This window comes from Oscillibacter sp. PEA192 (assembly GCF_003574015.1).
In the GTDB taxonomy this organism is placed as follows: Bacteria; Bacillota; Clostridia; order Oscillospirales; family Oscillospiraceae; genus Oscillibacter; species Oscillibacter welbionis.
The window spans coordinates 597384-623303 of sequence record NZ_AP018532.1 but is presented as its reverse complement, the minus strand read 5'-3'; the positions used below and the strand labels follow the sequence as shown (position 1 = coordinate 623303).

Here is a 25920-nt window from a genome sequence, read left to right as displayed (position 1 = left end):
CCGGACATCCCAAATCTTTCAGAACTGTTAGATTTCAGAAAGAATGTGGAAAGATTTCTTTGGTACAGTCTGTATTGTCGAAAGGCAATACAGACTTTTCCTTGGAGGAATGAACAATGACGATCTTGGAAACAAAGGATCTGCGGAAGGTATATGGCTCCGGCGATACGGAGGTCCGGGCCCTGGACGGGGTCGATCTGACCGTGGAAAAGGGCGAATTCGTGGCGGTGGTGGGCACCTCCGGCTCCGGCAAGTCCACCCTGCTCCACATGCTGGGCGGGCTGGACCGCCCCACCGGCGGCACCGTCACGGTGGACGGCAAAGAACTCTCTGCCATGCGCGATGAGGAACTGACCATCTTCCGGCGGCGGAAGATCGGCTTTGTGTTCCAGAACTACAACCTGGTGCCGGTGCTGAACGTGTATGAGAACATCGTCCTGCCCATCCAGCTGGACGGCAACGCGCCGGACAAAGCCTATGTGGAACGGATCATTGAGACGCTGGGGCTGGAGGCAAAGCTCCAAAACCTGCCCAACAACCTCTCCGGCGGCCAGCAGCAGCGGGTGGCCATCGCCCGGGCTCTGGCGGCCAAGCCCGCCATCATCCTGGCGGATGAGCCCACCGGCAACCTGGACTCCGCCACCAGCCTGGACGTGATGGGACTCCTGAAGGTCACCGCCCAGAAGTTCAGCCAGACCATCGTCATGATCACCCACAACGAGGAGCTGGCCCAGATGGCGGACCGGATCATCCGCATCGAGGACGGGCGGATCGTGGTGCGGGGGTGAGCGCCATGATGAAGGTATCCAACGGCAAGACCATCCGCCGTCTGGGCTGGCGGTCCATGAAGGCGGCCAGGACCCGCAACCTCATCGCCGTTCTCGCCATCGCCCTGACCACGGTGCTGTTCACGTCCCTCTTCACCATCGCCATGTCCATCAACGACGGGTTCCAGCAGTCCAACTTCCGTCAGGTGGGCGGCTTCTCCCACGGCGGCTTCAAGTACCTGACGGAGGAACAGTTTAACAATCTGAAGGATGACCCCCTCATCGACCAGTGGGGAATGCGGCGGTTTATCGGAATGCCCACGGAGGTGCCGTTCAACAAATCCCACGTGGAGGTCAGCTACGCCGACGCCAATGAAGCCCACTGGATGTACTGCGACCCGGTGGAGGGCCGTCTGCCCCAGGAGGGCACCGACGAGGCCGCTACCGACACCCACGTGCTGGAGCTGTTGGGGGTGGAGCCGGAGATCGGCGCCAGGTTCACCATCTCCTTTGACGTGGACGGCCATACCACCACCCAGACCTTTACCCTCTGCGGCTGGTGGGAGTATGACGAGGCAATTGTGGCCAACCACATCCTGATTCCGGAGAGCCGGGCGGACGCCATTCTGGACGAGGTGGGAACCGTCCCGCCCGGAGAGGATGGCATGACCGGTTCCTTAAACCTGGATGTGATGCTGAAAAGCGGTTCCCGCCACATTGCGAACGATATCGCTCAAATTCTGGAAAGTCACGGCTATCAGGATCAGAGCGCCGGAGCGCCGGATTATATCCACACTGGCGTCAACTGGGGCTATACCGGCGCCCAGCTCAGCGATAATCTGGACCCCTCTGTGGTGATTGCTGTGGCCGCCATGCTGCTGCTCATCATCTTCACCGGGTATCTCATCATCTACAACGTGTTCCAGATCTCCGTCACCAACGATATCCGGTTCTATGGCCTGCTGAAGACCATCGGCACCACGCCCCGGCAGCTGCGGCGGATCATCCGCCAGCAGGCGCTGACGTTGTCCCTGGCGGGCATCCCCCTGGGGCTGGTGCTGGGTTGGTTGATCGGCGGCCAGCTGACGCCGGCCATTGTGTCACAGCTAAACGGCGTGGTGCCCATGACCTCCGTGAGCCCGGTGATCTTCATCGGCGCGGCGCTGTTCTCTCTGGTGACGGTGCTGCTCTCCTGCCGGAAGCCCGGCCGCATCGCCGGCAAGGTCTCTCCCATCGAGGCAGTGCGCTACACCGAAGGCGGCGGCATCAAGCGCAAGACGAAAAAAGGCCGCAGGGGCGTGTCCCTGCTGTCCATGGCCTGGGCCAACCTGGGCCGCAGCCGGGGCAAGACCGCCGTCACCGTCACGTCCCTGTCTCTGGCGGTGGTACTGCTGACAGTGACGGTGAACTTCACCAACGGCTTCGACATGGACAAGTACGTGTCTCATTTCGCATCCAGCGACTTCATCGTGGCGGACGCCGGCCAGTTCCAGACCGGCGGGGACATCTTCAACACGGATATGGGCATCCCCCAGTCCGTCATTGACGAGATCAATGCCCAGGGCGGCATTATCGACGGCGGCGTGATCTACGGCAAGACGTTCGATGCCCTGGAGTACGTTACCGAGGACTGGTTCCGGCAGAACAAGGAGCACTTCTATACCCAGGAGCAGATGGACAATCTGATCCGCCTGACCGGGCGGAACGAAGAGGGCCTGCTGGCCGACCGGATCCAGTTCTCCGGCATGAGCGATTTCGCATTGGACCACCTGACGGTACTGGAGGGAGACCTGTCCAAGCTCTATGAGGACGGCGGGCGGTATGTGGCCGCTGTGTACAGCGATGATGATTACGGCAATCCGGAGATGGACTCCCACTGGGCCCGGCTGGGGGACATCGTCACCGTCCGGTACGTGGAGGAGACGGAGTATGTAGATCCGGACACCGGCATCGCCTACGCCAGCCCGGAGGACGTGCCCGCCAGTGCCAACTATGTGGCGCAGCCGGTGAAATACCGGGATGTGGAATACGAAGTAGCCGCCCTGGTTGCCGTGCCCATCTCTCTCAGCTACCGCTACTACGGCGCGGACGAGTTCATCCTGAATGACCAGACCTTCATGCAGGACAGCGGCACAGACAGCGTGATGTACTACGCCTTTGATACCACCGACGAGGCCAACGGCGCCATGGAGAAGTTCCTGGCAGACTACACGGAGAACGTGAATCCCCAGTTCGACTATGAGAGCAAGGCGCTCTACGCATCGGAGTTCGAGGGGATGCGCTCCATGTTCCAGCTGTGCGGCGGGGCCCTCAGTTTCATCGTGGGGCTGGTGGGCGTGCTGAACTTCTTCAACGCCATCCTCACCGGCATCATCGCCCGCAAGCGGGAGTTCGCCGTGCTCCAGTCCATCGGCATGACCGGCAAGCAGCTCAAGACCATGCTGGTGTATGAGGGGCTGCTCTATGCCCTGGGGGCGGCGGGGATCTCCCTGGTGCTGACCCTGATTTTCGGCCCGGTGGCCTTCAAGGCGGTGGGGAGCATGTTCTGGTTCTTCACCTACCGCCTGACGCTGACCCCGTTCCTGATCGTGGCCCCGGTGTTCGCCCTGCTGGGCGTCCTGGTTCCCCTGGCGGTGTACCGCTCCGTCTCCAAGGCCACCATCGTGGAACGGCTGCGGGAGGTGGACTGATCCCCAGGGACCACTTTCCCGCAAAACAGCGGCACGGCTCTCAAGAGCCGTGCCGCTGTTCAAGTTCTTTAGCAGTATCCAGCTTTCAAGGCAGGTCCCGCTTGTATTTTTTGGGGGATTAGACTATACTGTAAAATTGAAAACCCCAGAGAGAAGGTGCTATATGGAATCTGTTAAAATCGGCTCTGTCGGCCTGGGCCGTCTGGGCTACGAACATGCAAAAAACTTAGCCGCATCCATTCCCGGCTGCGTCCTCCACGCCATCTGTAACGTGGATACCTCCCGTCTCCGGGCGGTGGCAGAGGAATTGGGCGTTTCTCATACTTACACCGATTTTGCCGCCATGTGCGCCGATCCGGAGTTGGACGGCATCGTCATCGTCTCCCCCTCTTTTCTTCATGTGGAGCAGATCAAAATTGCCATGGAGCACGGCAAGCACGTTTTCTGTGAAAAGCCTCTGGGCACCAATGTGGCTCAGTGCAAGGAAGCTGAAAAGGTTGTTGAGGCCCATCCGGAACTGGTGTTCCAACTGGGCTTCATGCGCCGGTTTGACCCCTCCTATGCTGAGGCCAAGCGCCGTGTGGACGCCGGTGAAATCGGCAAAGTGGTGCTGGTCCGCTCCTGCACCCAGGATCCCCGCAGCACCATTGAATCCACACTGAAATTTCTCCCCCACTCTGGCGGCCAGTTCCTGGACATGTGCGTCCACGATCTGGATCTGATCCGCTGGTTCACCGGCTCTAACATCCGTAACGTCTGGGCCATCGGTGGTGTCTTTGAGTTCGACCTCTGTCGGGAACTGCATGACACAGACAATGCCGCCGCCATGGTCCAGTGCGAAAACGGCGCCATGGGCTTTCTCTTTGCCAACCGCACCCATGCAGCAGGCTGCAATGTAGAGACGGAAATCGTCGGAACCCACGGCACGCTGCGCATCGCCCCCGTGGGCGCCCGGAACCTGCTGCAGGTCGTGGATGAGCATGGTGCGCGGCAGGAGTACTATCCGGACTTCATGTCCCGCTGGCACACCGCTTTTCTGGCTGAGATGCAGGCGTTTACGGACCACATCCGTACCGGCACACACCCTGCGGACCTGACGGTCTACGACGGCACCGCCGTATCCGAGGCGGCCTATCGCTGCAAGGAATCCTTTGAGACCGGCAAAATGCTCCCCATCCGCTGAGCCGCACTGCAAAAGTAATACTTCTTCCAACGCAAAAGCAGGAGGATCGTCCCGGAACTCCGGGGGATCCTCCTGCTTTTCAAATGGCATACAGGCCCCGTTATATCTGTCTCTTACCGGCGCCCGCCGCGGAAAGAGCCTCCGCGTCTCCCCCCGCCGCTGCGGAAGGAGCCTCCGCCAAAGCCGCCGCGACGGCCGCCGCTTCCCCGGAAGGTCCCTCCGCCGAGGCTGCCCCGGGACCCTCCGGCACTCCCGAAGGAGCCTCCGCCGAACATGCCTCCCCGGCTGCCGCCGAAGCCGACCCCGCCGAATGTTCCGCCGGAGGGCGGCCGGCGCGGTGGCTTTGGCGGTCTTGGAGGACGGGGTGGCCTGGGCCGCTGGGGCCGTCCCCAGAAGATGGGGTAGTACAGCACCGTGGGCCGTCCCATACCGGGCCGCAGATACCGCCGGCGGTAGCGGGAGTACCGCATTCCGTCCAGGATCACCCACAGCACCAGCAGCACCACTAGCAGCACCACAACGCCGCTCACCAAGGACCCAAAGGCCGGCGCCACATAGCCGTGGGTCTCCGTATAGTAGTACCCGCTGCCGCTGGAATAGGTCTCCCGGACGGCAGGGATATACCCCTCCCGGATCGTGACGCCGTAGAAGTCGGCAAACCAGGCGATGAAGGCATCAAAAGTCGCCTTCACACCGGCGTCGTACTCCCCGGCAGCGAAATCATTCTCCAGGTAATAGGACTGCAGACTCATGAAATCGTCCGCGTGGCTCTCCAGCCCGGTCCCCACCACCACGCAGTAGTCGCCCATCAGGCCGCTTTGGGAGATGTTGTCCAGCGCCAGCAGCATCACCACGCCGTTGTTCCGCTCTGCGGAGCCTACGCCATAGCTGTTCCCCAGATCCGAGGCATAGTCCATGATGTCCGCGCCGCCAGTGGAGTTCACCACACTTACCAGGATCTGGGCCCCGGTCTGGGCAAACAAGGAGGCGTTCATGGCGTCGATATGCTCCATGGTCTCATCCGTCAGCACCCCGGCGTAGTCATATACATACGTATAGGACCCCACAATGGCGGTGGACGCCTGGCCTCCGGTGTCCGGCTTCTTGGCCTGCCCAATCACCACCCCGGCCACGATGGCTAAAATCAGCACCACCGCCGCCACGGCCCGTTTCTGAAAAAACTTCATAAGCGTATGTCCTCTCCGTCCCTTCCCCGCAAGCGGGAAAGGGGGCTAAGGGAAAGCCTCCGGTTTTCCCCAGTTCTTCCGCCATTGGCGAAAGAAGAAATTTGAATCATTTTCACCGCAGCGTGTACGTGGCGAAACTACCTTGATCCAAGCGCCCCGGGCGCGTTCACCAGTCCGCAGACTGGTGGGGATTCCAAAGGGGGATCCTGCTCTCCCTTTAATTTCTCAGCTCCAACAGCTTTTGCTTCAGCTCGCCCTCGATGCGGCCCAGCTCCGCCTCGGCGGCCCTGCGCTTCTGGGCGCCCTCCCGCTGGATGTTCAGCACCTCGTCCAGCGTGGAGATCAGCTGTTGGTTGGTGTGCTGCAGCGTCTCAATGTCCACCACGCTCCGCTCTGCCTCCTTGGCGGTCTCAATGGTGCCCATCTTCAACAGATCCGCGTTCTTTTTCAGCAGCTCATTGGTCATCTCCGTCACGGCGCTCTGGGCCGCCGTGGCCTGGCGGCCGTGCTCCAGCCCCAGGGCCAGCACCATCTGACTCTTCCACAGGGGGATGGTGTTCACCAGGGAGGACTGGATCTTTTCCACCATCAAGGTATCGTTGTTCTGCAGCAGCCGAGTCTGGGGGCCCATCTGCACAGAGATCATCCGGGTCAGCTCCAGGTCGTGGAGCTTCTTCTCAAACCGCTCACACATCTGGACCATGTCGTTGTATGCCTGGGCGTCCTCCTGAGCGCCGGACTGTTCTGCCTTGGCCTTCAGAGCAGGCAGTTCGCCCGCCCGCATGTCCTCCAGCTTCTTCTTGCCCGCCAGAATGTACATGGTGAGCTCCTTGTAGTATTTCAGGTTCAGCTCATACATCTGGTCGAACATGGCCACATCCTTCAAAAGCGTGACCTGATGCTGCTCCAGCTCCCGGGCGATCTTGTCCACGTTGGACTCCACCTTGGCGTACTGGGCCTTCATGGCCTCCAGCTTGCTACCCGTCTTTTTGAAGAGGCCGAAGAGCCCCTTCTTCTCCTCTTCCTCGCCGAAGCCCTTCAACTCCACCACCAGCTCGCTGAGGGACTTGCCCACCTCTCCCAGGTCCTTGGTGCGCACAGAGTTCAGGGCATTCTCAGAAAAGCTGGCCACGTTCTTCTGGGCCGCCGCGCCGTACTGCAGGATCAGGTTGGAGTCCGTCAGGTCGATCTTCTTGGAAAACGCCTCCACCGCCTGTTTCTCCGCGTCGTTCAGCAGGTTCTCGTCCATCCGCACCGGCGTCGCCTCCGGCTTGGCGGCCTCCGGTGCGGGGGCGGCGGGCGCTGCCGGGTCCAGAGTCAGTTGGGGCACCGCATCCGTCCGGCTGGGATCCAGGGTCAGTTCAGGCATCATGCTCTTCTCGTCTGCCATTGTGTCATCCTCCATCATAGTATCATTCACTCTCTGCCATTTTCTTCATTCCGGCGGGCTTCTCCCGCCGCCCGCACACCGCAGACAGCATAAACCACTGCGTACACCACCCCCAGCACACCGCAGAGGGTACAGATGCCCGGGGCCTGCTTCATAAAACCGATACCTAGCAGCAGCCATATCACAGAAGAGAAAAAGTGATGGGCAGCCTCTCCCCACCTTCCCGCCTGTTTACAGGCCTTGTCCAGCCGAAGGCCCAAAGCCACCGCCCCCGCCAGCCATGCCAGCGGCAGCAGGAGCTCCGCGTTATGCAACCCGCCACGCTCCAGTTTCCAGAACAGAAGGACAAATCCTGCGGCCATATAGAAAACCAGGCCCGCCATTCTGATGGCGATCTTTCTCATGGCGTTTCCTCCGATCACAGCTCCAGCCGGATATCGGTCTCTTTCTTCTCGTCCGGCTCCGCCTTCAGCGGGCTGTCCACCAGTCCCTCCCGGGCCATCATGTTCTCCAGCACCGTGATATCCGTGGAGATGTCCAGGGCCTCGGCGCCGTACAGGCTGTCCAGCTGCTTTTCAAAGGCCGCCACGATGGTCCGCATCATCCCCTCCACCTTGGCCAGGGTGGTGTCGATGTTCTCTCCGGAGACCCCGGTGCCGCTCATGCGGTCATAGGCATTCAGCAGCTTCAGGGTGGTAGGCAGGTAGTAGTCCAGAAAGCGCCTGATCTGGGGCAGCTTCTCCGGGTGCGTGCGCACCTCGTCGAAGATTCGGGCGCTCACCTGCTCCAGCCGCACGATGTCGGCGGAGATGCCGGGGTCCGCGATATTCTCATCCAGCCGTTTCATCTCCCGGATGGCCATCTCCCCGTCGCGGACCATCTTGTCCAGCTCAGGATTTCCTGTAGAGGCCGGTTTCTTTTCAATGGGCTCCTCGGCCTTTTCCGGCGGCGCCTTGCCAGCCTCCTCTCCTACGGGGCCGCCCCGGCACAGGGCGGCCGCCGCCGCGAACGCCAGAAGGGAGGCCCCCGCCGCCAGGGCATAGTGCAGCGGCTCATACAGCGGCAGCACCAGCGCGTAGGCCAGCCATACCGCCGCAGCGGCGTAAAAAGGCGCCGCACGCTTCTGTCTTGTGGTCTTCATCCGCTTCAGCCTCCCCAGGTCGCTTTTAACAATATTATACCCCGCCGGAGAGAGCCGGTCAACGGCAGGGACAGAAAATCCCCGGAAGCAAAGCGGCGCCCCTCTCGAAGGAGGGGCGCCTGCTTTCATTTGGGGAGCCCATAGCCCAGCGTCACCGGGTCCTGCCATAGCCCCAGCTCCGGCGGATGGAACGTGCAGTAGACGAAGAGGAACGCCAGCCCCCATAGCGCCAGCAGGCCCAGGATCTGCTGCCAGAGAGAGGTGAAGCGCCCCCGCCGCAGAAGCCGGAAATCCAGGGCGAATGCCCCCAGCACGGAGAGGTAGAACACGGCGATGTCCGCCCAGAGCAGATGCCGCCCCAGCACGCCGGTGTACGTATAGAACAGCACCGGAATCAGCGCAACCCCTGTCACCGTGCTGACGCCCCGGGCTGCCAGAAAGTTCGGATAGTTCCGTCCCAGGCAGCACACCTGCACCACGGAAAAGAGAAACATGGGGAAAAACAGCAGCTTCATATGTTCCCAGGTGGACTCATTCACCGCAGAGAAGGCAGCCGCCGCGCCCCATCCGCCACTCCAGTCGTAAACAAAGTGCAGCAGCGTCCCCATCGCCGCCGTGAACAGCGCACCCGCCAGCTCCCAGTAAAACAACCGCTTCCCCATATCCACCTCCACGACAAAACAAAAGGACTGCGGCCTGGCCGCAGTCCCAGTTTATACCGGCGTTGGCAGATTTATGCATCCAGATACGCCCCATAGCTTCCCAAGGCCGCCGCCAGCGTCTCCGGCGTCCAGTCCCAGTAGTCGGCGTCCCGCAGGCACCGGCCCAGGACAGCGCACAGCTCCCGGGCCTCTGCGTCTGTCCAGGCGTCCAGCAGGGCGGGCAGGGCCGCCATGTCCTCTGCCGGGCGGCCCAGGATGTAGTTGGGCAGCAGCCAGTCATGGGAGACCCCCTCAGTCAGGAAGAACGCGTCCACCAGCTCCGAAAGCGGGGCTTCTTCCCCAGAGCCGGACAGCGGCAGCGCCACGGCGCTGCCGCCGGTGGCCAGACCGCCGCAGGTCCAGTCGCCGTCCTCATTTTTCTGGATGCCGGTCTCGCCGCCATAGCCGTAGTACCCGTCCGCATCCGGTTCTCCCAGCCCTGCGCCCGCCTGCCAGCTGTTGGCCATCTCTCCATACGGATCATCCACCAGCAGCCGGAACCCCAGCCCGGCACAGAAGTTCTCCGGCTCACCGTAATAGGCGTCAAACACGCTGGCACCGTTGGCCTGGAAGTCCAGGGGCTTCCAGCTGACCCAGTCCGGCACATGGCGGACATTCTCCGCCATGGCCTCGTTCAGCTGCCGGGCGATCTCTTCGTAGTCCATCTCTGCCCCATCCACCGTGGGACCGCAAAACGCCGCGTCCCACAGGGCGTCCTCGGCGATCCCCTGCAGCAGCCCGCTCAGACCGGATTCCCCCTCCGCCGCAGCCGTCACACAGGCATAGTGGGTCTCCCCGTCCACGGTCCACAGCACCACGTCCCCGCCGGTGCAGCACTGGAGGGTGGTCTCCCCGTCCGGGGCGGTCATGGCAAAGAGCCGTCCTCTGCTTTTGATGTCGCTCCACTGGTCTCCCCAGGCCTCCGCCGAGGCCGGCTCCCACTGATAGCCGATGGGGAACAGGTTCTCCCGCCCCGCCACGTTCCAGGCGGCCTCCGGGGTGATGGAGAGGCTGATGCCTGTGGCATCTTCCTCTTCCACATACAGGGTGAAAGTCAGGTCCTTCGTAATCTCAGCGTACGCCGCCATGGCGGAGGGCGTCAGCTCCTCGCCGGAGAGGGGCTCCGTCTCTTCCGTGACTTCCTCCGGCAGCTGCTCCCCGGCAGTGCCGCAACCAGCCAGCAGCGCCAGCAGCACCCCGCAGAGAAGAAATCGCTTCATGTTCCGCACCTCGCTTTCCAGGTCCTGGTTTTTGTGCTCCGTTCTCTGTATTTCATGCCCAGAATACCCTGATTTTTCGCAAAAATCCCCTCAGTTTCACAACAAATTGTAACGATTTGGAAACAAGGAAGCCTCTCCCGGCGCTGAAAAATGCCGGTCGGACTTCCGCCGGCCGGCATCTCTTCTCTTTTTTCACACAAACACCGCCTGTACCAGCACCATGTACAGTACAGTACCCCCAGCGATAGACAGAAGCACATTCCGCTTCCAGAGGTGGAGCCCTGCCACCGCCGCAATGGCGATCAGCTCCGGCGCTCCGTGGGGCACCGACAGCCAGGAGATGCTGCGCAGGCAGTACACCACCAGCAGGCCCATCATGGCGGGCGGAAGGACTTTCCCCAGGTATGCCACTACGGCAGGGGGCTGTTTCTTCTCCGGAAACAGCCAAAAGGGCAGCCATCGGGTCAGCTGGGTCCCGGCAGCCACCGCCAGGATGATGCCCAGCGTCTGCAAAGGCGTCAGCGTCACAGGACTCCCTCCTCTCCGCTGCGGTCCAGGCGGCGCCGTGCACCCAGCAGCACCGCCAGCACCAGCACCATAGCGGGGATCACCATGTTGTCCGCTCCGAACACCGCCAGGCTGGCAGCGGCGCAGAGGATCCCCATCACCCCGGCGGGCCGGTTCTCCGGCTTCTTCCACTGCTCCAGGAACAGCACCACGAACAGCGCCGTCAGAGCAAAGTCCAGGCCCGTAGTGTCAAAGGTGAGGAAACTCCCCAGCAGGCCGCCCAATGCTGTGCCCGTAATCCAGTAGAGGTAGTCCAGCAGGGAGATCCAGAAGTAGAAGTCCCTCCGGGCCACGCCTTCCGGCGGCTCCAGAGTGGACATCAGGGAAAACGTCTCGTCGCACAGCACGTAGATCAGAAACGCCCGAACCTTTCCCAGGCCCTTGTATTTGTCCAGCAGGCTCAGCCCGTAGAACATGTGCCGGGCATTGACCATGACGGACAGCAGAAACGCCTGCACGGGGTCAAAAGCCGTAGTCAGCAGCGTGACGGCCACAAACTGCATACTGCCGCCGAAAGCGATGGCGCTCATGAGGACGGACCATCCCGGCCCATACCCCTTGGACTGCATCAAAAGGCCATAGGCAGTCCCCAGGCACAAAAAGCCCGTCATCACCGGGATGGTGGCGGGAAACGCCGCCCGCAGGGCTCCATTGTGACAGCTTGTACGGCGAATTCTCTCCATAGGCTCTCCTTCTGCATTGGTGGCTGCTACTGCTCTGCGGGCAGGCCGCCACACAACACCACCAGGAACGCCAGTGTCAGCAAAACCGCCATCAGTAAATTGGGTGTGGAGTTGACAAAGCCCATCCGTCCTACCTCTGTCTGCCTCCCCTTTGGGTCCTGGGCCCAGTCGATCCATGCCGCCGCACACAATACCCCCAGGAAGGCGATCTTCCAGCCCGAAAACACGCCGGCCAGCCCGGCCGCCAGCAGGAGCGCGGCCAGCGTCAGCAGGATGATCCGCACCAGCCGCAGGCCCCTTTGCTTCACCACTTCACCCCCAGGTCTGGAATGCGTCGCTTACATCTTCTCCGGTGCGTCCACGCCGATGAGCTTCAAGCCGTTCCGCAGGACGATCCGGGTATCATCCGCCAGCTTCAGCCGGGCGTCCCGGACCGCCGGCTCCTCGCCCTTGATGCGGCAGGCGGTGTAGAACCGGTGGAAGCAGGCCGCCAGCTCCTGGAGATAGCGGTTGATGTGGCTGGGGTCGTAATCCCGGGCCGCCAGCTTGATCTCCTCGCAGAACTGGGCGATCTGCTTCAGCAGGGCCCGTTCCGCCTCGCCGGAGAGCAGGGACATGTCCACGTCCGCCTGTCTGGGCACGGAGGTGCCCTCCTCCGCCAGAGCCCGCAGCAGTGAGCAGATCCGGGCGTGGGCGTATTCTACGTAGTAGATGGGGTTTTCGCTGTCCTCCCGGACCGCCAGGCCCAGATCGAACTCCATCTGGGTATCCGGCTTGGCATTGAAGTACCACCGGGCAGCGTCCACGCTGACCTCGTCCAGCAGGTCGGACAGGGAGATGGCCTTGCCGGTACGCTTGCTCATCCGTACCACCTCACCGTCCCGCAGCAGCTTCACCAGCTGCATCAGCACGATATCCAGCCGCTCGCTGCCGTTGAGGCCGAGCGCGTCCAGGGCGCCCTTCAGCCGGGCCACGTGGCCGTGGTGGTCCGCACCCCAGATGTTGATGACCTTGTCGAAGCCCCGGACAGCGAACTTGTTCCGGTGATAGGCGATGTCCGCGGCGAAGTAGGTGTAAAACCCGTTGGCCCGGCGCAGTACGTCATCCTTCAGGTCCAGCTTCTCGATGTCCGCCTCTTTCTTCCCCTGCCTGCGGTAGTGGTCCCGTAGGATGTCGGCCGTGCGGAGCCACAGGGCGCCGTCCTTCTCATAGGTCCAGCCCCGCTCCGCCAGCAGATCCACTGTCTCCTTCACATAGCCGCTCTCATGGAGAGAGGACTCGTAGAACCAGTTGTCATAGTGGATCTTGTACCGCTCCAGATCGGTCTTCATCTTAGGCAGGTTGATGGACAACCCGAACTGGGCCAGCGCCTCCTGGCGCTCCGCCTCCGGCACATCCAACAGCTTATCTCCGTTTTTCTCATAATAGGCCCGGGCCAGGTCCTTGATGTCCTCACCCTGGTATCCGTCCTCCGGGAAGGGCACCGCGTCCTCCCCCCGGATGATCTGGAGATACCGGGCTTCAATGGAGTGGGCGAACTTATCGATCTGGTGGCCCGCGTCGTTCACGTAAAACTCCCTCGTCACGTCGGCGCCGCACGCCGCCAGCACGCTGGCCAGGGTGTCTCCCAGCACGCCGCCCCGGGCATTGCCCATGTGCATGGGGCCCGTGGGGTTGGCGGAGACGAATTCCACCATGATCTTCTGCCCCTTCAGGTGGTCGGCGGTGCCGTAGCCGGCACCCTCGCTCTCCACCGCCTCGCAGACGGCAGCGTACCAGCTGTCGTTGAGACGGAAGTTCAGAAAGCCCGGTCCCGCAATCTCCGCGGAGGCAAAGTAGCTCCCCGCCAGGTCCATGTGGTCCAGCAGTGCCTGGGCGATATTACGGGGCGGCTGCCGCAGCGCCTTGGAGGCCGCCAGGGCAAACGTGGTGGTGAAGTCGCCGTTGGCGGTGTCCTTGGGGATCTCCACCGGGGCGGTCTTCACCTCCGCCTGGGGCAGCGTCCCGTCCGCCACTGCCGCCTGATAGGCGGCCATGGCCAGCGCCGCCGCCTGGTCCTTCGCGTTTTGTACCATGTTGATCATATCGTTCCCTCTTTCGTGAATGAGGAATTCAGAATGAGGAATTTTGGTGTCCGGCAAAGCCGGACAGATTCCAATTGCCACCTGCGGCGGCACCGCAATTCCTAATTCCCAACCCCTGTTTTTCCCGTTTTACCCGGGTCTTAAAGCTGTTTTTCCCTGTCACCGTGCGCTTCCCACGGGACAGATCCCGGGGGACCCCTTTTCTCGGAATCCCCGGGCGAAATGAATTCGCCCTCCGCCAAAGATTTTGGCTCCTCCAAAATACTTGGACGCGCTGCCGCACGGTTTGCCGGAACGCTCTCTTACTTTCGCTTTACCCGGATCTTGAAGCTGTTTCTTCCTGTCACCGTATGCTCGACCGCGATGGAGTACTTGATCTCCAGCAGGCCGCCCCGCTCGCTGAGGTTGTGCCGCAGGGCGCTGGTCTGGATATCCACCGACAGCTCCCCGTAGGGGGTCTCATACAGGGACGTGTGCTGCCGCCCCTCCTCAAACACCATCTGGGAGTTCACACTGCCCACCCGGCGCAGGATCACCTGGGGCCCGCTGACCTCAAAGGTGGTGGTCGTCCCCTCCATGCCGGTGAGGGCTGTCTCCTGATAGGTCAGCAGCAGGCCCTCCTCCGTCAGCTCCAGGGTCCCCTCCGTCGTCAGCTCCGTGGCATCCGGGTCCACATCGTCAAAATACTGCTCTCCCCGGATGAAGAGCAGCACCGGCAGCTTCTTCTGCCGCGTCTCAATATCGCTCAATGTCAATCCTCCGTGCTGTATGGCGCAGGTCCTCCTGCAGAAACAGCGAGGCCGTCCGCTCAAAATCCTCCACCCGGTCACTGACGTAGAACTCCGTCTCGCCGCGGCGGCGCTCGTCCGCCCGCAGCTCCCGGGCCTTCAGCATCCGTTTCAGCTCAAAGGCGGACTCCTCCCCGGCGGACACCAGCTCCACGCCCGGCCCCATCACGTCCCCGATCACATCCGTCAGTAGCGGGTAATGGGTACAGCCCAGAATCAGGGTGTCCACCCCCGCATTCTTCAGGGGCGTCAGATACTCCCGGGCCACGGTCTCGATCACCACGTCTCCCCGCCGGATGCGCCCGGCCTCCGCCAGGGGCACGAACAGGGGGCAGGCCCGGCTGAACACGGTCACCTCCGGGTCCAGCCGCCGGAGAGCCGCCTCGTAGGCACCGGAGCGGACGGAGGCCGCCGTGGCAATGAGCCCTACCCGCTTGTTTTGGGTCATCAGCACCGCCCGGCGGCAAGTGGGCTCTACCACGCCTACCATGGGCAGGTCGTTTTCCGCCTGCAGCGCCGCCAGCGAGGTGGTGGTCACCGTCCCGCAGGCGATGAGGATGGCCTTCAGATCGAAGGAGCGCAGGAAACGCACATCCTGGCGGGCGTATTTCAAAATGGCCTCCCGGGAACGGCTGCCATAGGGCACCCGGGCGGTGTCGCCGAAGTAGATCAGGTCCTCCTCCGGCAGGATGCGCCAGAGGGAGTGCACCGCCGTCAGACCCCCCAGGCCTGAATCGAATACCCCGATGGGACGCTGGTCCATCCCGCTCCGCCTCCTTCTTCTCCCGCCGCCGGACCGGCGGCCGCTTCATGCTCATTTTGCATCTGGATTACATATTATACTATGCGGCGCCTTCTGCCGCAAGACAGATTTTAGTCTTTTTGCCCTGTTTTTTATGTGGAATTCTGCGTATGTCTCTGCTATAATCGTGACAGTATCATCTATTTGGGAGGTGTCTGCCCCATGAAGATCGAACTGACGGAACAGCAGTTCCGGTATCTGCTGGATCTGGTATACATAGGAAACTGGGTCATCAATTCCACCCGGGAGAACGACCGCATCCAGGAATACGACCAGGTGGAGAGCCTGATTTTCTCCCACTGCCTGCACCACAAGATGAGCAAGCTGGTGGAGCTGTACCGGGGGGAGCTGATCCCCTCCCGGGCCTTTGCGGACGGCGGCATCCACGAGGCCATCGAGCAGTATGAGGACGTGGTGTTCTATGAGATCCTGGCGGAGGAGCTGGCCCTGCGGGACATGGATGGGGAACCCCTGACCCGTGAAAACTATGGGGAGCTGATGGAGCGGATCGACGCTTATCTCTCCGAGTTTGACGAGCACGGCACCGACAACATCTCTGTGGACCTGCCGTAAGGCGGAAGGCACGCCGCCCCGGCACCGGAGAGGTTTCTCTCCAGGCTTGTTTCAAAGAACAGAAAGAGAAAAAGGAGCAACGAGATCATGGCTGAAAAATCCAAAGTCTACTTTGCGGACTTCCGCGCCCCCAGCTGGCGGGAGAACCTGCCCCAGAAGCTGGCCCGGCTGATGATGACCGCCGGCTTCGGCGATATCGATATGGACGGCAAGTACGTGGCCATCAAGATGCACTTCGGCGAGCCGGGCAACCTGGCCTACCTCCGCCCCAACTGGGCCCGGGCCGTGGTGGACCTGGTGAAGTCCCACGGCGGCAAGCCCTTCTTGACGGACTGCAATACCCTGTATGTGGGCGGCCGGAAAAACGCCCTGGACCACATCGAATCGGCTTATATCAACGGCTTCACCCCCTACTCCACCGGCTGCCACATCCTGATCGCCGACGGCCTGAAGGGCAACGACGAGGTGGAGGTTCCCGTGGAGGGCGGGGAGTATGTGAAGTCCGCCAAGATCGGCCGTGCGGTGATGGACGCGGACGTGTTCATCTCCCTGACCCACTTCAAGGGCCACGAGCAGGCCGGCATGGGCGGCGCTCTGAAGAACATCGGCATGGGCTGCGGCTCCCGGGCCGGCAAGATGGAGCAGCACAACTCCGGCAAGCCCTTCGTCAAGCAGAAGAAGTGCATCGGCTGCCGGGCCTGCGCCAGGATCTGCGCCCACGGCGCGCCCCAGTTCGGTGCCGACGGCAAAGCCACCATCGACACGGACAAGTGCGTGGGCTGCGCCCGGTGTCTGGCGGTGTGCCCCAAGGATGCCATCCAGTGCCTGTATGACGAGGCGCCCGCTATTCTGAATAAGAAGATCGCCGAGTACACCAAGGCCGTGGTAGACGGCCGCCCCTGCTTCCACGTGTCCCTGGTGGTGGATGTCTCCCCCAACTGCGACTGCCACGCGGAGAACGATGTCCCCATCGTCCCGGACGTGGGCATGTTTGCCTCCTTCGACCCGGTGGCTCTGGACCAAGCCTGTGCCGACGCCGTGCTGGCCCAGACTCCCGCGCCCAACTCCGCCCTGTTTGACGAGGGCTGCGACTGCTCCTCCGGTGACTACTTCCACGCCGCCCATCCGGACACGGACTGGGCCGTCTGCCTGGAGCACGCGGAGAAGATCGGCATCGGCACCCGGGCATACGAGCTCATCAAAATCTGATCGGAACGAAACGAAGCAGGACTTAAAAAGTCCTGCTTCGTTTTCCGCATTGCGGGACCCCACTCAGGCGAACAGGGCGTTGAACTGCTCCACCACCGCGTCCGCGCCGGTGTGCGCCACCAGCATCACAAAGTTGCCATTGGAGACAATCCGGGACTCGTTCCGCCACATCTCCGTGGGCGCGGGGTACCAGGCACCGCCGGGGCTTGTGCCGTCCCCCACCTGATAGTCGATTCGGGCCTGGAAGATGTCCTTCACCGCCTGGACATCGCCGCTGTTCTCCACCTCTACCAGGGCAATCTCGTCACCGGAGGCGGAGATCATGGCCATCTGCACCAGACACTGCTGGGTGGCGATGGCGGAGAGTCCCGCATAGAACGTATCCAGCGTCTCACCCTCCACGGCCATCAGGGCGGGCCACGTCTCCTGGTCCCCGGTCACGGAAGCGCAGAAATCCGCTAGATCCACGCCGGAAGCAGACTCCGCTGGAGGGGCAGGGGCGGGCTGGGCCGGCGTCTCCGGCTCCTTGTCCGGCTGCTGGGGCTTTGTGTCCTCCACCGGCTGGTATATCGGCTTCTCCGCCGGGTCTGCCGGACGGCTCCCCGTCTCCGGCTCCTTCGCCGGGTCCGCGGGGCGGGAGCCCAGATCCGGCTCGTCCTCCTGGAGCTGCTGGGAATCATCCGCCGTCTCAGGGCCCTCTATGGTCACAGGGACGCCGTCCTCCCCATCGGTTTCCGAAGTCTCTTCCTCCTGGGGCGGCGCAGCTTCCTCCATCTTCTGGTCCTGGGCGGCGTCCTCCTGCGCCTCCGTTCCTCCACAGGCACCCAGCGCCAGTATCAGCGCCAGAGCCAGCAATCCTGCAAGTCCTCTCTTTTTCATGTTTTTCTCCTAACCTCTCACGGGATTTCACGGCGCTCCGCCGCGGTCTGAGAGGTTAGACGGGCTCTACGGAAAAAAGTTCCCGCTCCGGCGATTTTTCTCCGCTGCTCCGCCCATGACCGCCTCGGTGTGTATAACATTGACTTTTTTCGGAAATTCAAATATAATTGTTTCAAGCATAAACATCAAATAAATACACAGGCCGCGCGTCGTCCGCGCGGCCGCTTTGCCCTTATTCAGCGGACATCCGTCCACCTGCAAGGCAAGAGGAGGTCTCCTATGAAGAAACACCTTCAGGACAGCTTGGTCATCGGTTTCGCCCTGTTCTCCATGTTTTTCGGCGCAGGTAATGTCATCTTCCCCCCTTATCTGGGACTGGAATCGGGTCCGGAGTGGCTGGCCGGCTTTTTCAGTTACTTTATGGCCGACATCGGACTGGCCCTGCTGGCTATGTTTGCCATTCTCCGGCAGGGAAGTCCCGACGGGATCACCGCCCGCATCGGCAGGATTCCCTCCACAGCGCTCATGTGCGCCATTGTGCTGTGCATCGGTCCCATGCTGGCCATTCCCCGGACTGCCGCCACCACCTACGAAACCTCTCTGGCCCCGCTGGTGTCCGGCTTCAGTCCGGCGCTCTTCTCCATCCTCTTCTTTCTGCTGATCCTGCTGCTGTGCGTGCGGGAAACAGCGGTGGTGGACATCGTGGGAAAGATCCTGACCCCCGCCCTGCTGATTGGCCTGCTGATCCTGATCGTGGTGGGTGTGGTGAATCCCATCGGGCCGGTGGGTGAGCAGCCGCTGGTGGAGAATGTGGCCGCCACCGGCGTGGAAGCCGGCTATCAGACCATGGACGTGCTGGCGGCCATCGTGTTCGGCTATATCATTCTGAAGAGCGCTCGGGAGAAGGGACACACGACTCCCGGCGCCCAGCTCCGGGTGGTGTCCGGCGCCAGTCTGGTGGCAGGCATCGGCCTGCTGGTGGTCTATCTGGGGCTGACTTATCTGGGCGCCACCACCGCCCGCTTCTTCGACATCACCGTGGACCGCACGTTCCTGGTGGTGTCCATTGTCCGGAACCTGTTGGGGCAGGCGGGCATCATCCTCTTTGCCGTGGTGGTGGCTCTGGCCTGCGTCACCACCGCTGTGGGGCTGGTCAGCGCATGCGCCGATTACTTCTCCGGCCTCTCGGGGGGCCGCGTTTCCTACCGCACGCTGGTGTGCGTCATCTGCGTGTTCAGTGCCGTGGTATCCAACTTTGGTCTCAATGAGATCATCGCCATCGCCTCCCCCATCCTCAGCGTGGTCTATCCCCCCACGCTGGTGCTGATCGTGCTGGCCCTGTTCGGCAGCCGCATCCGCCGGGACTGGGTGTTCCGCCTGGCGGCCCTGGGCGCCCTGGCAGTGAGCCTGCTGGAGGTAGTCCGCACCTACACCGGCGTGGAGCTGGCCTTTCTGGACCTGCTGCCCCTGGCGTCTCTGGATTTCGGCTGGGTGTTGCCCGCCGCTGTCTGCGGCGCAGTGGGCGCCCTGATCCCCGGCGGCCGGACTGCCGCCTCCTGATGCCATATTTTCATTTTTCACATACTGGAGGACTGATTGTATGAAACAGCACTATCAAGGTCTCGGCCACATTGCCGTGTATACGGCGGATATGGATGCCAGCATCGCCTTTTACGAGAAGATCGGCGGCAGCCTGCATCTCCGGGCCCCCGCCTGCCCGCCGGAACAGCAGCGGGAGCTGGCCCTTGTGGAGTTCGGCGGCTTCCTGGTGGAGTTGATCGCCGCCCCTGTGCCGGAGGGTGCGGGCTGCATCCCTCATTTCGCCGTCTATGTGGACGATGTGGACCAAGCCGCCGCGGATCTCCGCGCCGCCGGCGTGGACACCTTCCAGACCGCAGAGAAGTGCGTGATGCCCAACACCTTCGGCGGGTTGGAGAACTGGTTCTTCACTGGCCCCTCCGGGGAACAGATCGAACTTTTGAAGATGCTTTGAGTCCGCTTTGGCTGCGGAGCAGGGAGACCGTCCATTGGACGGTCTCCCTGTTTTTCTGTGCAAATACACCGCAGATATGGAAAATCGAGCTCTCTCCTGTGTCTGCGGCGGCCGTCAGCGCATGGGGATTTACAGTGTTTCGGCCTGCCCTGCCAGGGGCAGGCACACCACCAGCTCGAACCCGTTGTCCCGGACCCCGGCGTCCAGGGTGCCGCCATAGCGCTCCGCGATTTCCCGCATCCCGGGGATGCCGAAGCCGTGGGCGGCCTTGTCCGTCTTGGTAGTTGCAAGATCCGGCTGCACCGCGCCGCCCAGGGTGTTCTCCACCCGCAGCATGAAGAGTCCCTTGTCCGCCTTGCAGCGGATGGTGATTCGCCGTTCCCCGGTGCCCCGGCTGCCCTCGATGGCGTTGTCCAGAGCGTTGCCCAGCAGGGCGCACAGATCCATATCCGCCACAGGCAGGTCCCGGGGCAGGGAGACGGCGAAGTCTGCGGCGACTCCCTCCCGCTCCATGGCCTCCGCCTTGGCGGTGAGGACGGCATTGGCCGCCTCGTTTTCACAGAGCCGTCTGGTTCCCCGCAGGGCCGGGGAACCGGCTATCTGGTCCAGATAGCCGATGGCCCCCTGTTCATCTCCCTGCTCCAGAAAACCCCGGACCGCCGTCAGGTGATTCCGCAGATCGTGGCGGAGACGGCGCACCTGGGTCTCCTGCTGCCGGAGGCCCTGATAGTAGACCTCCCGCAGACCTGCCAGGCGATTTGCCTGCTCCAGCCGCTCGTGATCCGCCAGGATCAAAATGGCGAACAACAGGACCAGAGAGGTCAGAAATACAAAGGGCAGCACCACCATGCCCTGGTACATCGCCACGGTATTGACCTCGATAGAGTCATACCGCCGGAAGGTCAGCAGCACCACGGCGATCAGGGCGCACAGGGGCATGGCCGCTAGACCCAGCACCAGCTTCCACAGCCGCCGGGAGAGCACCACCGGCTCCCGGGGCAGGCGGCGGCGCAGCAACAGCCACAGCGGGCCGAACACCAGCGGGCGGGCCAGGCGCACCAGCACGTCATAGAGCGCATTCCTGTTGATCCGCTCCACATAGGTGTCCAGCAGGGCACACACGGACATCTCCAGGCAGAAGAGGATGATGCACACCGCCACCCGCCCTATCCGGTCACCCCGGGTAGAGAGGAGGAACAAGGCGAAAAACGCCGGCAGCGTATAGAGCAGGTTGGGGTCGCCGATCCAAATCACCATGCCGGTGGACCCCGCCAGGGTCAGAAAGAGCAGCACCCTCCAGAAGCGCCCATTCCGGGGGCGGACAAAGGGGGCACAGAGCTTGTAGAGGAAAAAGCCGCTGGCCGCCACGGTCAGAAAATAGCCGCAGTTGAGCCAGATCTGCCAGAGAACATCCCGCATCCTCATCCCTCCAGCTCCGCCCGGGTAAAGGCCAGCAGGGCCGAGGGCTGGCAGGACCGGCTGACCGGCAGCCGCCGGCCGTCCCGCAGCACCACCTCGCCGCCCTCCATCCGGTCCACAGCTCCTGTCCGAACCAGATACCGCTGGTGGATGCGGACAAAGTCCGCCCCCACCTCCGCCGCCACCGTGTCCAGCTTGCCGTAAAACGTGTACTCCCGTCCGGCGGTGACACAGGCCACCTGCCGCCGGTCCGAGACAAAATACAGAATGTTGGCAATGGGGATCCGGTAGTGGGTGTCCCCGCTGCGGCAGATGTAGGCCCGGTCCAAATCCCGGACCAGCGCCGCCTGTGCCCGGTCCAGCACCTCCTCCAGCTGTTCCGCCTTCGGGGGCTTTAAGAGATACCCCAGGGCCCCCACGGAGTACCCGTCAAAGACGTGCTCTGCATATCCGGTGACGAACACCAGCTGCAGTCCGGCGTCCGCCGCCCGGAGCCGCCGGGCGGTCTCCATGCCGTCCAGCTCCCCCATCTCCATGTCCAGAAACACCAGGTCCAGCTCCCCGGCGTGGCTCTCCAGCCAGCGGAGCAGTCCCTCGCCAGAGGAGAACTCCCGGAACTGCCCTTGAACGCGCCGCTTTTCCAGGACCCGCTCCAGAGCGGCCCGAAGCACCAGCCTGGCGTCGTAGATATCGTCACAGATGCCGATCCGCAGCATCCCCATCACCTCAAACCGAAAACTGCCCGCCGGGGTCCGGCAGGGGGCGCTTTTCGCCCTAAACTACCTGCCCATTCTACCACAGGAACCGCCGTCTGCCAAACCAAACTTGACGGCAAATCCGCCAAACTTGACATCCCCTCCCCTCCCAACGCAAAACTTGACATCCAGGCCGCCGCAGATGACACCCCCGTTTGCGGCGGCTCTTTTTTCGCGGTACGCTGGTGTCAACAAGGAGGGAAACACCATGACAAACGCCACTGCCATCTCCCGCTCCCGTGTGTGGAGCGTGCTCACCACTCCCGCCGCCATCCCCCAGACGGGGCCACGGCTGAAAACCAATCTGGACACGGATCTGCTGAAGCTCATCGCCATCGCCGCCATGCTGATCGACCACATCGGCGGCGCCTTTTTCCCGGAGGTGGGCGTGTTCCGCTGGATCGGCCGACTGGCCTTCCCTATCTTCTGCTACTGCCTGACGGTGGGCCTGCTGTACACCCACGACGTGCGGAAGTACCTGACCCGGCTGGGCATCTTCGCCCTCGTCAGCCAGCCCTTTTACATCCTGGCCTTCCACCCGGTCGGCGAATTCTGGGCCAACCTCACCAACTGGAACATCTTCTTCACCCTGTTCCTGAGCCTGCTGGGCATGTACGGCCTGAAGGAACGGAAATGGTGGCTGTTCGCCCTGGCGCTCTTCACCGTCAGCTGGTGGAACTTCGATTACTCCGGCACCGGCATCCAGCTGATGCTGATTTTCTACCTCTGCCGGAACCGGCCCCGCCTGGGCGCGGCCCTCTACCTCCTCAGTTATCTTCCGGCCCTGATGAACGGCTGGCCGGAGGATCCCCTGTGCCTGACGGTGGGCGGCCTCTGCATCGACTGGTCCATTTTCGCCGTGTTCGCCGCGCCCCTGATCTTCTGCGCCACGCACTCCCGCATCAAGATCAACCGCTGGTTCTTCTACGCCTTCTATCCCGCCCATCTGGCGGCCATCGCCCTGGCGGGGAATATCCTGTGAGACAGAAAGGAAGAGTTTTATGTTAACAGTCAAAGATCTGCACAAATCCTACCAAGTGGGCAAGACCACCTATGAAGTCCTCAAGGGCGTGTCCCTCACGGTGGAGAAGGGGGAGTTCGTGGCTGTCATGGGCCCCTCCGGCTCTGGCAAGACCACGCTCTTAAACTGCATCTCCTGCTACATCCCCATCGACAGTGGGGAGATCATGCTGGGGGATCGGCAGCTGGCAAATCTCAGCGAGGACGCTTTGGCAAAGGTCCGCAACCGGCAGCTGGGCTTTGTGTTCCAGGACTTCCTGCTGCTGGACGGTCTGACGGTCCGGGAGAACATTCTCCTGCCCGCCATCATCGGCGGCGCCGTCACCGGCCAGACGGAGGCCCGGGCGGACCAGCTGTGCGATGTATTCGGTATCTCCGCCATCCGGGACAAATACCCGGCGGAGATCTCCGGCGGTGAGAAGCAGCGTACCGCCGTGGCCCGGGCGCTCATCAACCATCCCCTGCTGATCCTGGCGGACGAACCCACCGGCAACCTGGACAGCAAGTCCAGCCGGGCGGTGATTCGCTCCTTTGAACAGGCCAAGGAATCCCTGGAGGCCACCATCTTCATGGTGACCCACGACTCCTTTGCCGCCTCCTTCTGCGACCGGGTGGTCATCCTCCGGGACGGAGTGGTGTGGCGGACCCTGGAAAAGGGCGCCACGGACCGCACCGCCTTTCAGGACCAGCTGTTGGACGCCATCCGGGACATGGGGAAGGAGTGAGACCATGCGGCACTTTTCCGACGCCTACGCGGCCCTGCGCCGCAAAAACAGGGGCCAGTACGCCTTGCTGGCAGGGTGCAGCTTCTTCTCCGTGCTGCTGATCACTGCCTATGTCTGCATGATGCGCTCCCCCACCATCCTCTCCGTCTTGCCGGAGGGCGGCGACAGCCGCAAGCAGGTGATGATGGTGTTCGTTCTGGCGGTCATCGGCTGCGCCGTGTTCACCGCCTATGCCGCCGGGCTGTTCTTCCGGCAGAAGTCCCGGGAGACCGGCGTGTTCCTGGCTCTGGGGGCCACCCGCCGCCAGCTGCAGCGGGAGATGGGCAAGGAGCTGGCGGTGATCTCCCTGGGCTCCTGCGCCGCCGGGGCGGCCTTAGGCGGCCCTCTGGCTTGGGGCGTGTGGCAGCTGTTCCGCCTGTTCCTGGTGGACTCCCAGGAGATGGCCCTGTCCTTCGATCCCCGGTCCTATCTGCTGTCCATGGTCTTTGCCGCCTACGTGGTGGGGATGCTGTTCTTCCTGGGCGGCCGGTCCATCCGCCGCACCAACATCATCGACATCGTCCAGGAGTCCCACAAGTCCGAGCCTATCCGCGAGGTAAAGCGGTGGTATGGAAGCGTGGGCATCGTCCTGGTGGTGATCGGCGCCCTGGCGGGGTATCTGATGCCGTCGTTCTTTGTCACAGTTCTCCAGTGGTATCCCCCCTCTGGGGTGGAGGCCGTCTTTTACCTGCCGGCGCTGGTCGGCATGTACATGATCCTGCTCCACACGGTGGTGAACGGCTGGCGGAAGCGCCATAAGTACCGGGACATCATCGCCACGTCCATGATGAAGTTCCAAGGCCGCCAGACGGTGCGGAACATGCTGGTGATGACGCTGCTGATCGCCGGTGCCTATTTCGCCTCCTTTTACGCCCCCATGCTGAATACCAGCTCCACCTACAGCTTCTCCACCCGGCCGGTGGACTTCGAGTACCACTGGCGGAATGATCAGAACTGGCCGGAGCGGGGTGAGGTGGAATCTCTGGCGTCGAAGCATGGTGTTGACATCACCTCCTGGACCCAGGTGGACGCCGCCACCCTGGGCTGTGACGGCACCGTCTCCATCGAGCAGAGCGCCGGAGCTCTGGGCACCACCTACACCAAGGAATACCGGGAGATCCAAGGCGGGGCCACCTATTTTTCCGAGAGCGCCTGGAACGCCCTCACCGGCCAAGCTGTGGACCTGGCCCCCGGCACCTGTGCCAATGTGCTGGATGATGAAGGCGGCAGCGACTACCTCTCCGGCGGCGACGTGACGCTGGTCACCAATATGGTCACCGGGGCCAGTCTGTCCGTTACCCCGGCGGAGCCTCTGTGTTTCACCATGCTGCTGGGCTGCTACGTGCTGGATGACGCCGACTACGAGATCCTCACCGCCGGACTCACCGACCTCTGGCGGGAGACCTGGGTATTCTTCAATGTGGCGGACTCGGAGGCCAGCTATCCCTTTGCCGACGCCCTGTTCAACGAGATCGTGGACCGCTCCGGCGACGATGTGCTGCAGATGGACGCCTACGACCTGGTAAGTGCGGCGCTGGCGGAGGAGGCCGGCGAGGTCTATGACTACGACCGGGCACATATCGCCGCCCATGGCTTCCCGGTGATAGAGCGGGAGGACCGGGACACCTCGGAGTTCCGCAACTACTGGCTCTACATGCCCCAGTTCCGGGTGCTGGATCAGAACGACTTCGTCACCACCATGGCGGTGTTTTTGGTGCTGTTCATCTTTATCGCCCTGATCTGCTTCGCGGCGGTCATCGTCATTGCCTTTACCCGGTGCATGACCATCGCCCTCACCAACGCACGGGTGTACGACGACCTGCGGCACCTGGGGGCGCCGAACCGCTATCTGTTCCGGTCCGTAAAGGGGCAGGTGTCCAAGGTGTTTCTTGTGCCCGCCATCGTGGGCACGGCAGTCATCTCCGCCTTCTACCTCATGATTATGTACTTCAATGATAACCGCTTCACCCCCGGCGAGATGGCCGGCATGGCCGTCTGTGCTGCGGTGATCGCCGTGCTTTCGGCGGTGCTCTATGGGGTATACCGCATCACCCGCCGCAGCGTCTGCCGCGCGCTGGGAATCCAAGGCAAGTGAAGCTTCCGCG

25 protein-coding genes are annotated in these 25920 nt (G+C 62.6%); 10 read left to right on the top strand and 15 right to left on the bottom strand.

Features of this window, described 5'->3' with window-relative positions:
- The first annotated feature begins 116 nt into the window (after nucleotides 1-116).
- From DN611_RS03015 to DN611_RS03005, 3 genes are all read left to right on the top strand, one after another.
- Nucleotides 117-788, top strand: coding sequence for an ABC transporter ATP-binding protein (locus DN611_RS03015; protein WP_021749279.1), 672 nt, complete (start codon nucleotides 117-119; stop codon nucleotides 786-788).
- A gap of 5 nt (nucleotides 789-793) precedes the next feature.
- Nucleotides 794-3457 (top strand): ABC transporter permease, encoded by a 2664-nt coding sequence (locus tag DN611_RS03010; RefSeq protein ID WP_119310612.1) that lies wholly within the window; start codon nucleotides 794-796, stop codon nucleotides 3455-3457.
- Nucleotides 3458-3620: 163 nt separating this feature from the next.
- The gene (locus DN611_RS03005) at nucleotides 3621-4640 is read left to right on the top strand and encodes a Gfo/Idh/MocA family oxidoreductase (RefSeq protein ID WP_119310611.1); all 1020 of its coding nucleotides are present in this window, start codon (nucleotides 3621-3623) and stop codon (nucleotides 4638-4640) included.
- Nucleotides 4641-4753: 113 nt separating this feature from the next.
- Here the strand turns inward: DN611_RS03005 and DN611_RS03000 are convergent, their stop codons facing one another.
- From DN611_RS03000 to murI, 12 genes are all read right to left on the bottom strand, one after another.
- Entirely contained in the window at nucleotides 4754-5827 is a 1074-nt protein-coding gene (locus DN611_RS03000) for a TPM domain-containing protein (protein ID WP_119310610.1), read from the bottom strand.
- 217 nt (nucleotides 5828-6044) lie between these two features.
- A complete protein-coding gene (locus tag DN611_RS02995) occupies nucleotides 6045-7217 on the bottom strand; it encodes a toxic anion resistance protein (RefSeq protein ID WP_119310609.1) in 1173 nt (390 codons plus the stop codon).
- A 26-nt stretch (nucleotides 7218-7243) separates the two neighbouring features.
- Nucleotides 7244-7621 (bottom strand): hypothetical protein, encoded by a 378-nt coding sequence (locus DN611_RS02990; RefSeq protein WP_119310608.1) that lies wholly within the window; start codon nucleotides 7619-7621, stop codon nucleotides 7244-7246.
- A 14-nt stretch (nucleotides 7622-7635) separates the two neighbouring features.
- Nucleotides 7636-8358, bottom strand: coding sequence for a 5-bromo-4-chloroindolyl phosphate hydrolysis family protein (locus tag DN611_RS02985; protein WP_119310607.1), 723 nt, complete (start codon nucleotides 8356-8358; stop codon nucleotides 7636-7638).
- Between the two features lie 125 nt (nucleotides 8359-8483).
- Complete coding sequence (locus DN611_RS02980) at nucleotides 8484-9020, bottom strand: DUF6512 family protein (RefSeq protein ID WP_119310606.1); 537 nt, start codon at nucleotides 9018-9020, stop codon at nucleotides 8484-8486.
- Nucleotides 9021-9091: 71 nt separating this feature from the next.
- Nucleotides 9092-10279, bottom strand: a complete 1188-nt coding sequence (locus DN611_RS02975; protein ID WP_145985050.1) for a hypothetical protein — start codon at nucleotides 10277-10279, stop codon at nucleotides 9092-9094.
- A gap of 192 nt (nucleotides 10280-10471) precedes the next feature.
- A complete protein-coding gene (locus DN611_RS02970; protein WP_119310604.1) occupies nucleotides 10472-10807 on the bottom strand; it encodes a branched-chain amino acid transporter permease in 336 nt (111 codons plus the stop codon).
- The gene (locus DN611_RS02965; protein ID WP_119310603.1) at nucleotides 10804-11529 is read right to left on the bottom strand and encodes an AzlC family ABC transporter permease; all 726 of its coding nucleotides are present in this window, start codon (nucleotides 11527-11529) and stop codon (nucleotides 10804-10806) included. The genes DN611_RS02970 and DN611_RS02965 overlap by 4 nt, the downstream gene beginning before the upstream one ends.
- Before the next feature lie 26 nt (nucleotides 11530-11555).
- A complete protein-coding gene (locus DN611_RS02960; RefSeq protein ID WP_145985049.1) occupies nucleotides 11556-11837 on the bottom strand; it encodes a hypothetical protein in 282 nt (93 codons plus the stop codon).
- Nucleotides 11838-11867: 30 nt separating this feature from the next.
- Complete coding sequence (argS, locus tag DN611_RS02955) at nucleotides 11868-13613, bottom strand: arginine--tRNA ligase (RefSeq protein WP_119310601.1); 1746 nt, start codon at nucleotides 13611-13613, stop codon at nucleotides 11868-11870.
- Between the two features lie 302 nt (nucleotides 13614-13915).
- Nucleotides 13916-14362 carry a DUF1934 domain-containing protein gene (locus DN611_RS02950; protein ID WP_119310600.1) on the bottom strand — a complete coding sequence of 149 codons (447 nt, stop codon included), beginning with the start codon at nucleotides 14360-14362 and terminating at the stop codon, nucleotides 13916-13918.
- Nucleotides 14349-15164, bottom strand: coding sequence for a glutamate racemase (gene murI, locus DN611_RS02945; protein WP_021751452.1), 816 nt, complete (start codon nucleotides 15162-15164; stop codon nucleotides 14349-14351). The genes DN611_RS02950 and murI overlap by 14 nt, the downstream gene beginning before the upstream one ends.
- 201 nt (nucleotides 15165-15365) lie before the next feature.
- On the opposite strand from murI, the gene DN611_RS02940 reads away from it, so the two are divergent.
- Nucleotides 15366-15776: a hypothetical protein gene (locus DN611_RS02940; RefSeq protein ID WP_021751450.1), complete on the top strand. Its 411-nt coding sequence runs from the start codon at nucleotides 15366-15368 to the stop codon at nucleotides 15774-15776.
- An 87-nt stretch (nucleotides 15777-15863) separates the two neighbouring features.
- On the top strand, nucleotides 15864-16985 hold the full coding sequence (locus DN611_RS02935) for a DUF362 domain-containing protein (protein WP_021751449.1): 1122 nt from the start codon (nucleotides 15864-15866) through the stop codon (nucleotides 16983-16985).
- A gap of 63 nt (nucleotides 16986-17048) precedes the next feature.
- Here DN611_RS02935 and DN611_RS02930 read toward each other — a convergent pair whose 3' ends face one another.
- Nucleotides 17049-17864 (bottom strand): DUF4358 domain-containing protein, encoded by an 816-nt coding sequence (locus DN611_RS02930; RefSeq protein WP_119310599.1) that lies wholly within the window; start codon nucleotides 17862-17864, stop codon nucleotides 17049-17051.
- A gap of 279 nt (nucleotides 17865-18143) precedes the next feature.
- On the opposite strand from DN611_RS02930, the gene brnQ reads away from it, so the two are divergent.
- Both brnQ and DN611_RS02915 read left to right on the top strand, forming a co-directional pair.
- On the top strand, nucleotides 18144-19424 hold the full coding sequence (gene brnQ, locus DN611_RS02920; RefSeq protein WP_119310597.1) for a branched-chain amino acid transport system II carrier protein: 1281 nt from the start codon (nucleotides 18144-18146) through the stop codon (nucleotides 19422-19424).
- Between the two features lie 40 nt (nucleotides 19425-19464).
- The gene (locus tag DN611_RS02915; protein WP_021751445.1) at nucleotides 19465-19857 is read left to right on the top strand and encodes a VOC family protein; all 393 of its coding nucleotides are present in this window, start codon (nucleotides 19465-19467) and stop codon (nucleotides 19855-19857) included.
- 129 nt (nucleotides 19858-19986) lie between these two features.
- Here DN611_RS02915 and DN611_RS02910 read toward each other — a convergent pair whose 3' ends face one another.
- Both DN611_RS02910 and DN611_RS02905 read right to left on the bottom strand, forming a co-directional pair.
- Nucleotides 19987-21276, bottom strand: a complete 1290-nt coding sequence (locus DN611_RS02910) for a sensor histidine kinase (RefSeq protein ID WP_119310596.1) — start codon at nucleotides 21274-21276, stop codon at nucleotides 19987-19989.
- 2 nt (nucleotides 21277-21278) lie between these two features.
- Nucleotides 21279-21992, bottom strand: a complete 714-nt coding sequence (locus tag DN611_RS02905) for a LytR/AlgR family response regulator transcription factor (protein ID WP_036631374.1) — start codon at nucleotides 21990-21992, stop codon at nucleotides 21279-21281.
- 247 nt (nucleotides 21993-22239) lie between these two features.
- Between DN611_RS02905 and DN611_RS02895 the strand changes: the two genes are divergently transcribed.
- From DN611_RS02895 to DN611_RS02885, 3 genes are read left to right on the top strand one after another with little or no spacing between them, the layout of a single operon-like run.
- Nucleotides 22240-23013, top strand: coding sequence for a TraX family protein (locus tag DN611_RS02895; RefSeq protein WP_025544916.1), 774 nt, complete (start codon nucleotides 22240-22242; stop codon nucleotides 23011-23013).
- Nucleotides 23014-23032: 19 nt separating this feature from the next.
- Nucleotides 23033-23776 (top strand): ABC transporter ATP-binding protein, encoded by a 744-nt coding sequence (locus DN611_RS02890; RefSeq protein ID WP_025544914.1) that lies wholly within the window; start codon nucleotides 23033-23035, stop codon nucleotides 23774-23776.
- A 4-nt stretch (nucleotides 23777-23780) separates the two neighbouring features.
- On the top strand, nucleotides 23781-25910 hold the full coding sequence (locus DN611_RS02885; protein WP_119310595.1) for an FtsX-like permease family protein: 2130 nt from the start codon (nucleotides 23781-23783) through the stop codon (nucleotides 25908-25910).
- The last annotated feature ends 10 nt before the right edge of the window (nucleotides 25911-25920 follow it).

What these genes read in the sequence shown, in the direction of transcription:
- DN611_RS02935 (WP_021751449.1), top strand. Translation starts at nt 15,864, where the DNA reads ATGGCTGAAAAATCCAAAGTCTACTTTGCGGACTTCCGCGCCCCCAGC.
- DN611_RS02995 (WP_119310609.1), bottom strand. Translation starts at nt 7,217, where the DNA reads ATGGCAGACGAGAAGAGCATGATGCCTGAACTGACCCTGGATCCCAGC.
- DN611_RS02985 (WP_119310607.1), bottom strand. Translation starts at nt 8,358, where the DNA reads ATGAAGACCACAAGACAGAAGCGTGCGGCGCCTTTTTACGCCGCTGCG.
- brnQ (WP_119310597.1), top strand. Translation starts at nt 18,144, where the DNA reads ATGAAGAAACACCTTCAGGACAGCTTGGTCATCGGTTTCGCCCTGTTC.
- murI (WP_021751452.1), bottom strand. Translation starts at nt 15,164, where the DNA reads ATGGACCAGCGTCCCATCGGGGTATTCGATTCAGGCCTGGGGGGTCTG.
- DN611_RS02990 (WP_119310608.1), bottom strand. Translation starts at nt 7,621, where the DNA reads ATGAGAAAGATCGCCATCAGAATGGCGGGCCTGGTTTTCTATATGGCC.
- DN611_RS03010 (WP_119310612.1), top strand. Translation starts at nt 794, where the DNA reads ATGATGAAGGTATCCAACGGCAAGACCATCCGCCGTCTGGGCTGGCGG.
- DN611_RS02940 (WP_021751450.1), top strand. Translation starts at nt 15,366, where the DNA reads ATGAAGATCGAACTGACGGAACAGCAGTTCCGGTATCTGCTGGATCTG.
- argS (WP_119310601.1), bottom strand. Translation starts at nt 13,613, where the DNA reads ATGATCAACATGGTACAAAACGCGAAGGACCAGGCGGCGGCGCTGGCC.
- DN611_RS02965 (WP_119310603.1), bottom strand. Translation starts at nt 11,529, where the DNA reads ATGGAGAGAATTCGCCGTACAAGCTGTCACAATGGAGCCCTGCGGGCG.
- DN611_RS02905 (WP_036631374.1), bottom strand. Translation starts at nt 21,992, where the DNA reads ATGCTGCGGATCGGCATCTGTGACGATATCTACGACGCCAGGCTGGTG.
- DN611_RS02890 (WP_025544914.1), top strand. Translation starts at nt 23,033, where the DNA reads ATGTTAACAGTCAAAGATCTGCACAAATCCTACCAAGTGGGCAAGACC.
- DN611_RS03015 (WP_021749279.1), top strand. Translation starts at nt 117, where the DNA reads ATGACGATCTTGGAAACAAAGGATCTGCGGAAGGTATATGGCTCCGGC.
- DN611_RS02895 (WP_025544916.1), top strand. Translation starts at nt 22,240, where the DNA reads ATGACAAACGCCACTGCCATCTCCCGCTCCCGTGTGTGGAGCGTGCTC.
- DN611_RS03000 (WP_119310610.1), bottom strand. Translation starts at nt 5,827, where the DNA reads ATGAAGTTTTTTCAGAAACGGGCCGTGGCGGCGGTGGTGCTGATTTTA.
- DN611_RS02915 (WP_021751445.1), top strand. Translation starts at nt 19,465, where the DNA reads ATGAAACAGCACTATCAAGGTCTCGGCCACATTGCCGTGTATACGGCG.
- DN611_RS03005 (WP_119310611.1), top strand. Translation starts at nt 3,621, where the DNA reads ATGGAATCTGTTAAAATCGGCTCTGTCGGCCTGGGCCGTCTGGGCTAC.
- DN611_RS02910 (WP_119310596.1), bottom strand. Translation starts at nt 21,276, where the DNA reads ATGCGGGATGTTCTCTGGCAGATCTGGCTCAACTGCGGCTATTTTCTG.
- DN611_RS02930 (WP_119310599.1), bottom strand. Translation starts at nt 17,864, where the DNA reads ATGAAAAAGAGAGGACTTGCAGGATTGCTGGCTCTGGCGCTGATACTG.
- DN611_RS02885 (WP_119310595.1), top strand. Translation starts at nt 23,781, where the DNA reads ATGCGGCACTTTTCCGACGCCTACGCGGCCCTGCGCCGCAAAAACAGG.
- DN611_RS02975 (WP_145985050.1), bottom strand. Translation starts at nt 10,279, where the DNA reads ATGAAGCGATTTCTTCTCTGCGGGGTGCTGCTGGCGCTGCTGGCTGGT.
- DN611_RS02980 (WP_119310606.1), bottom strand. Translation starts at nt 9,020, where the DNA reads ATGGGGAAGCGGTTGTTTTACTGGGAGCTGGCGGGTGCGCTGTTCACG.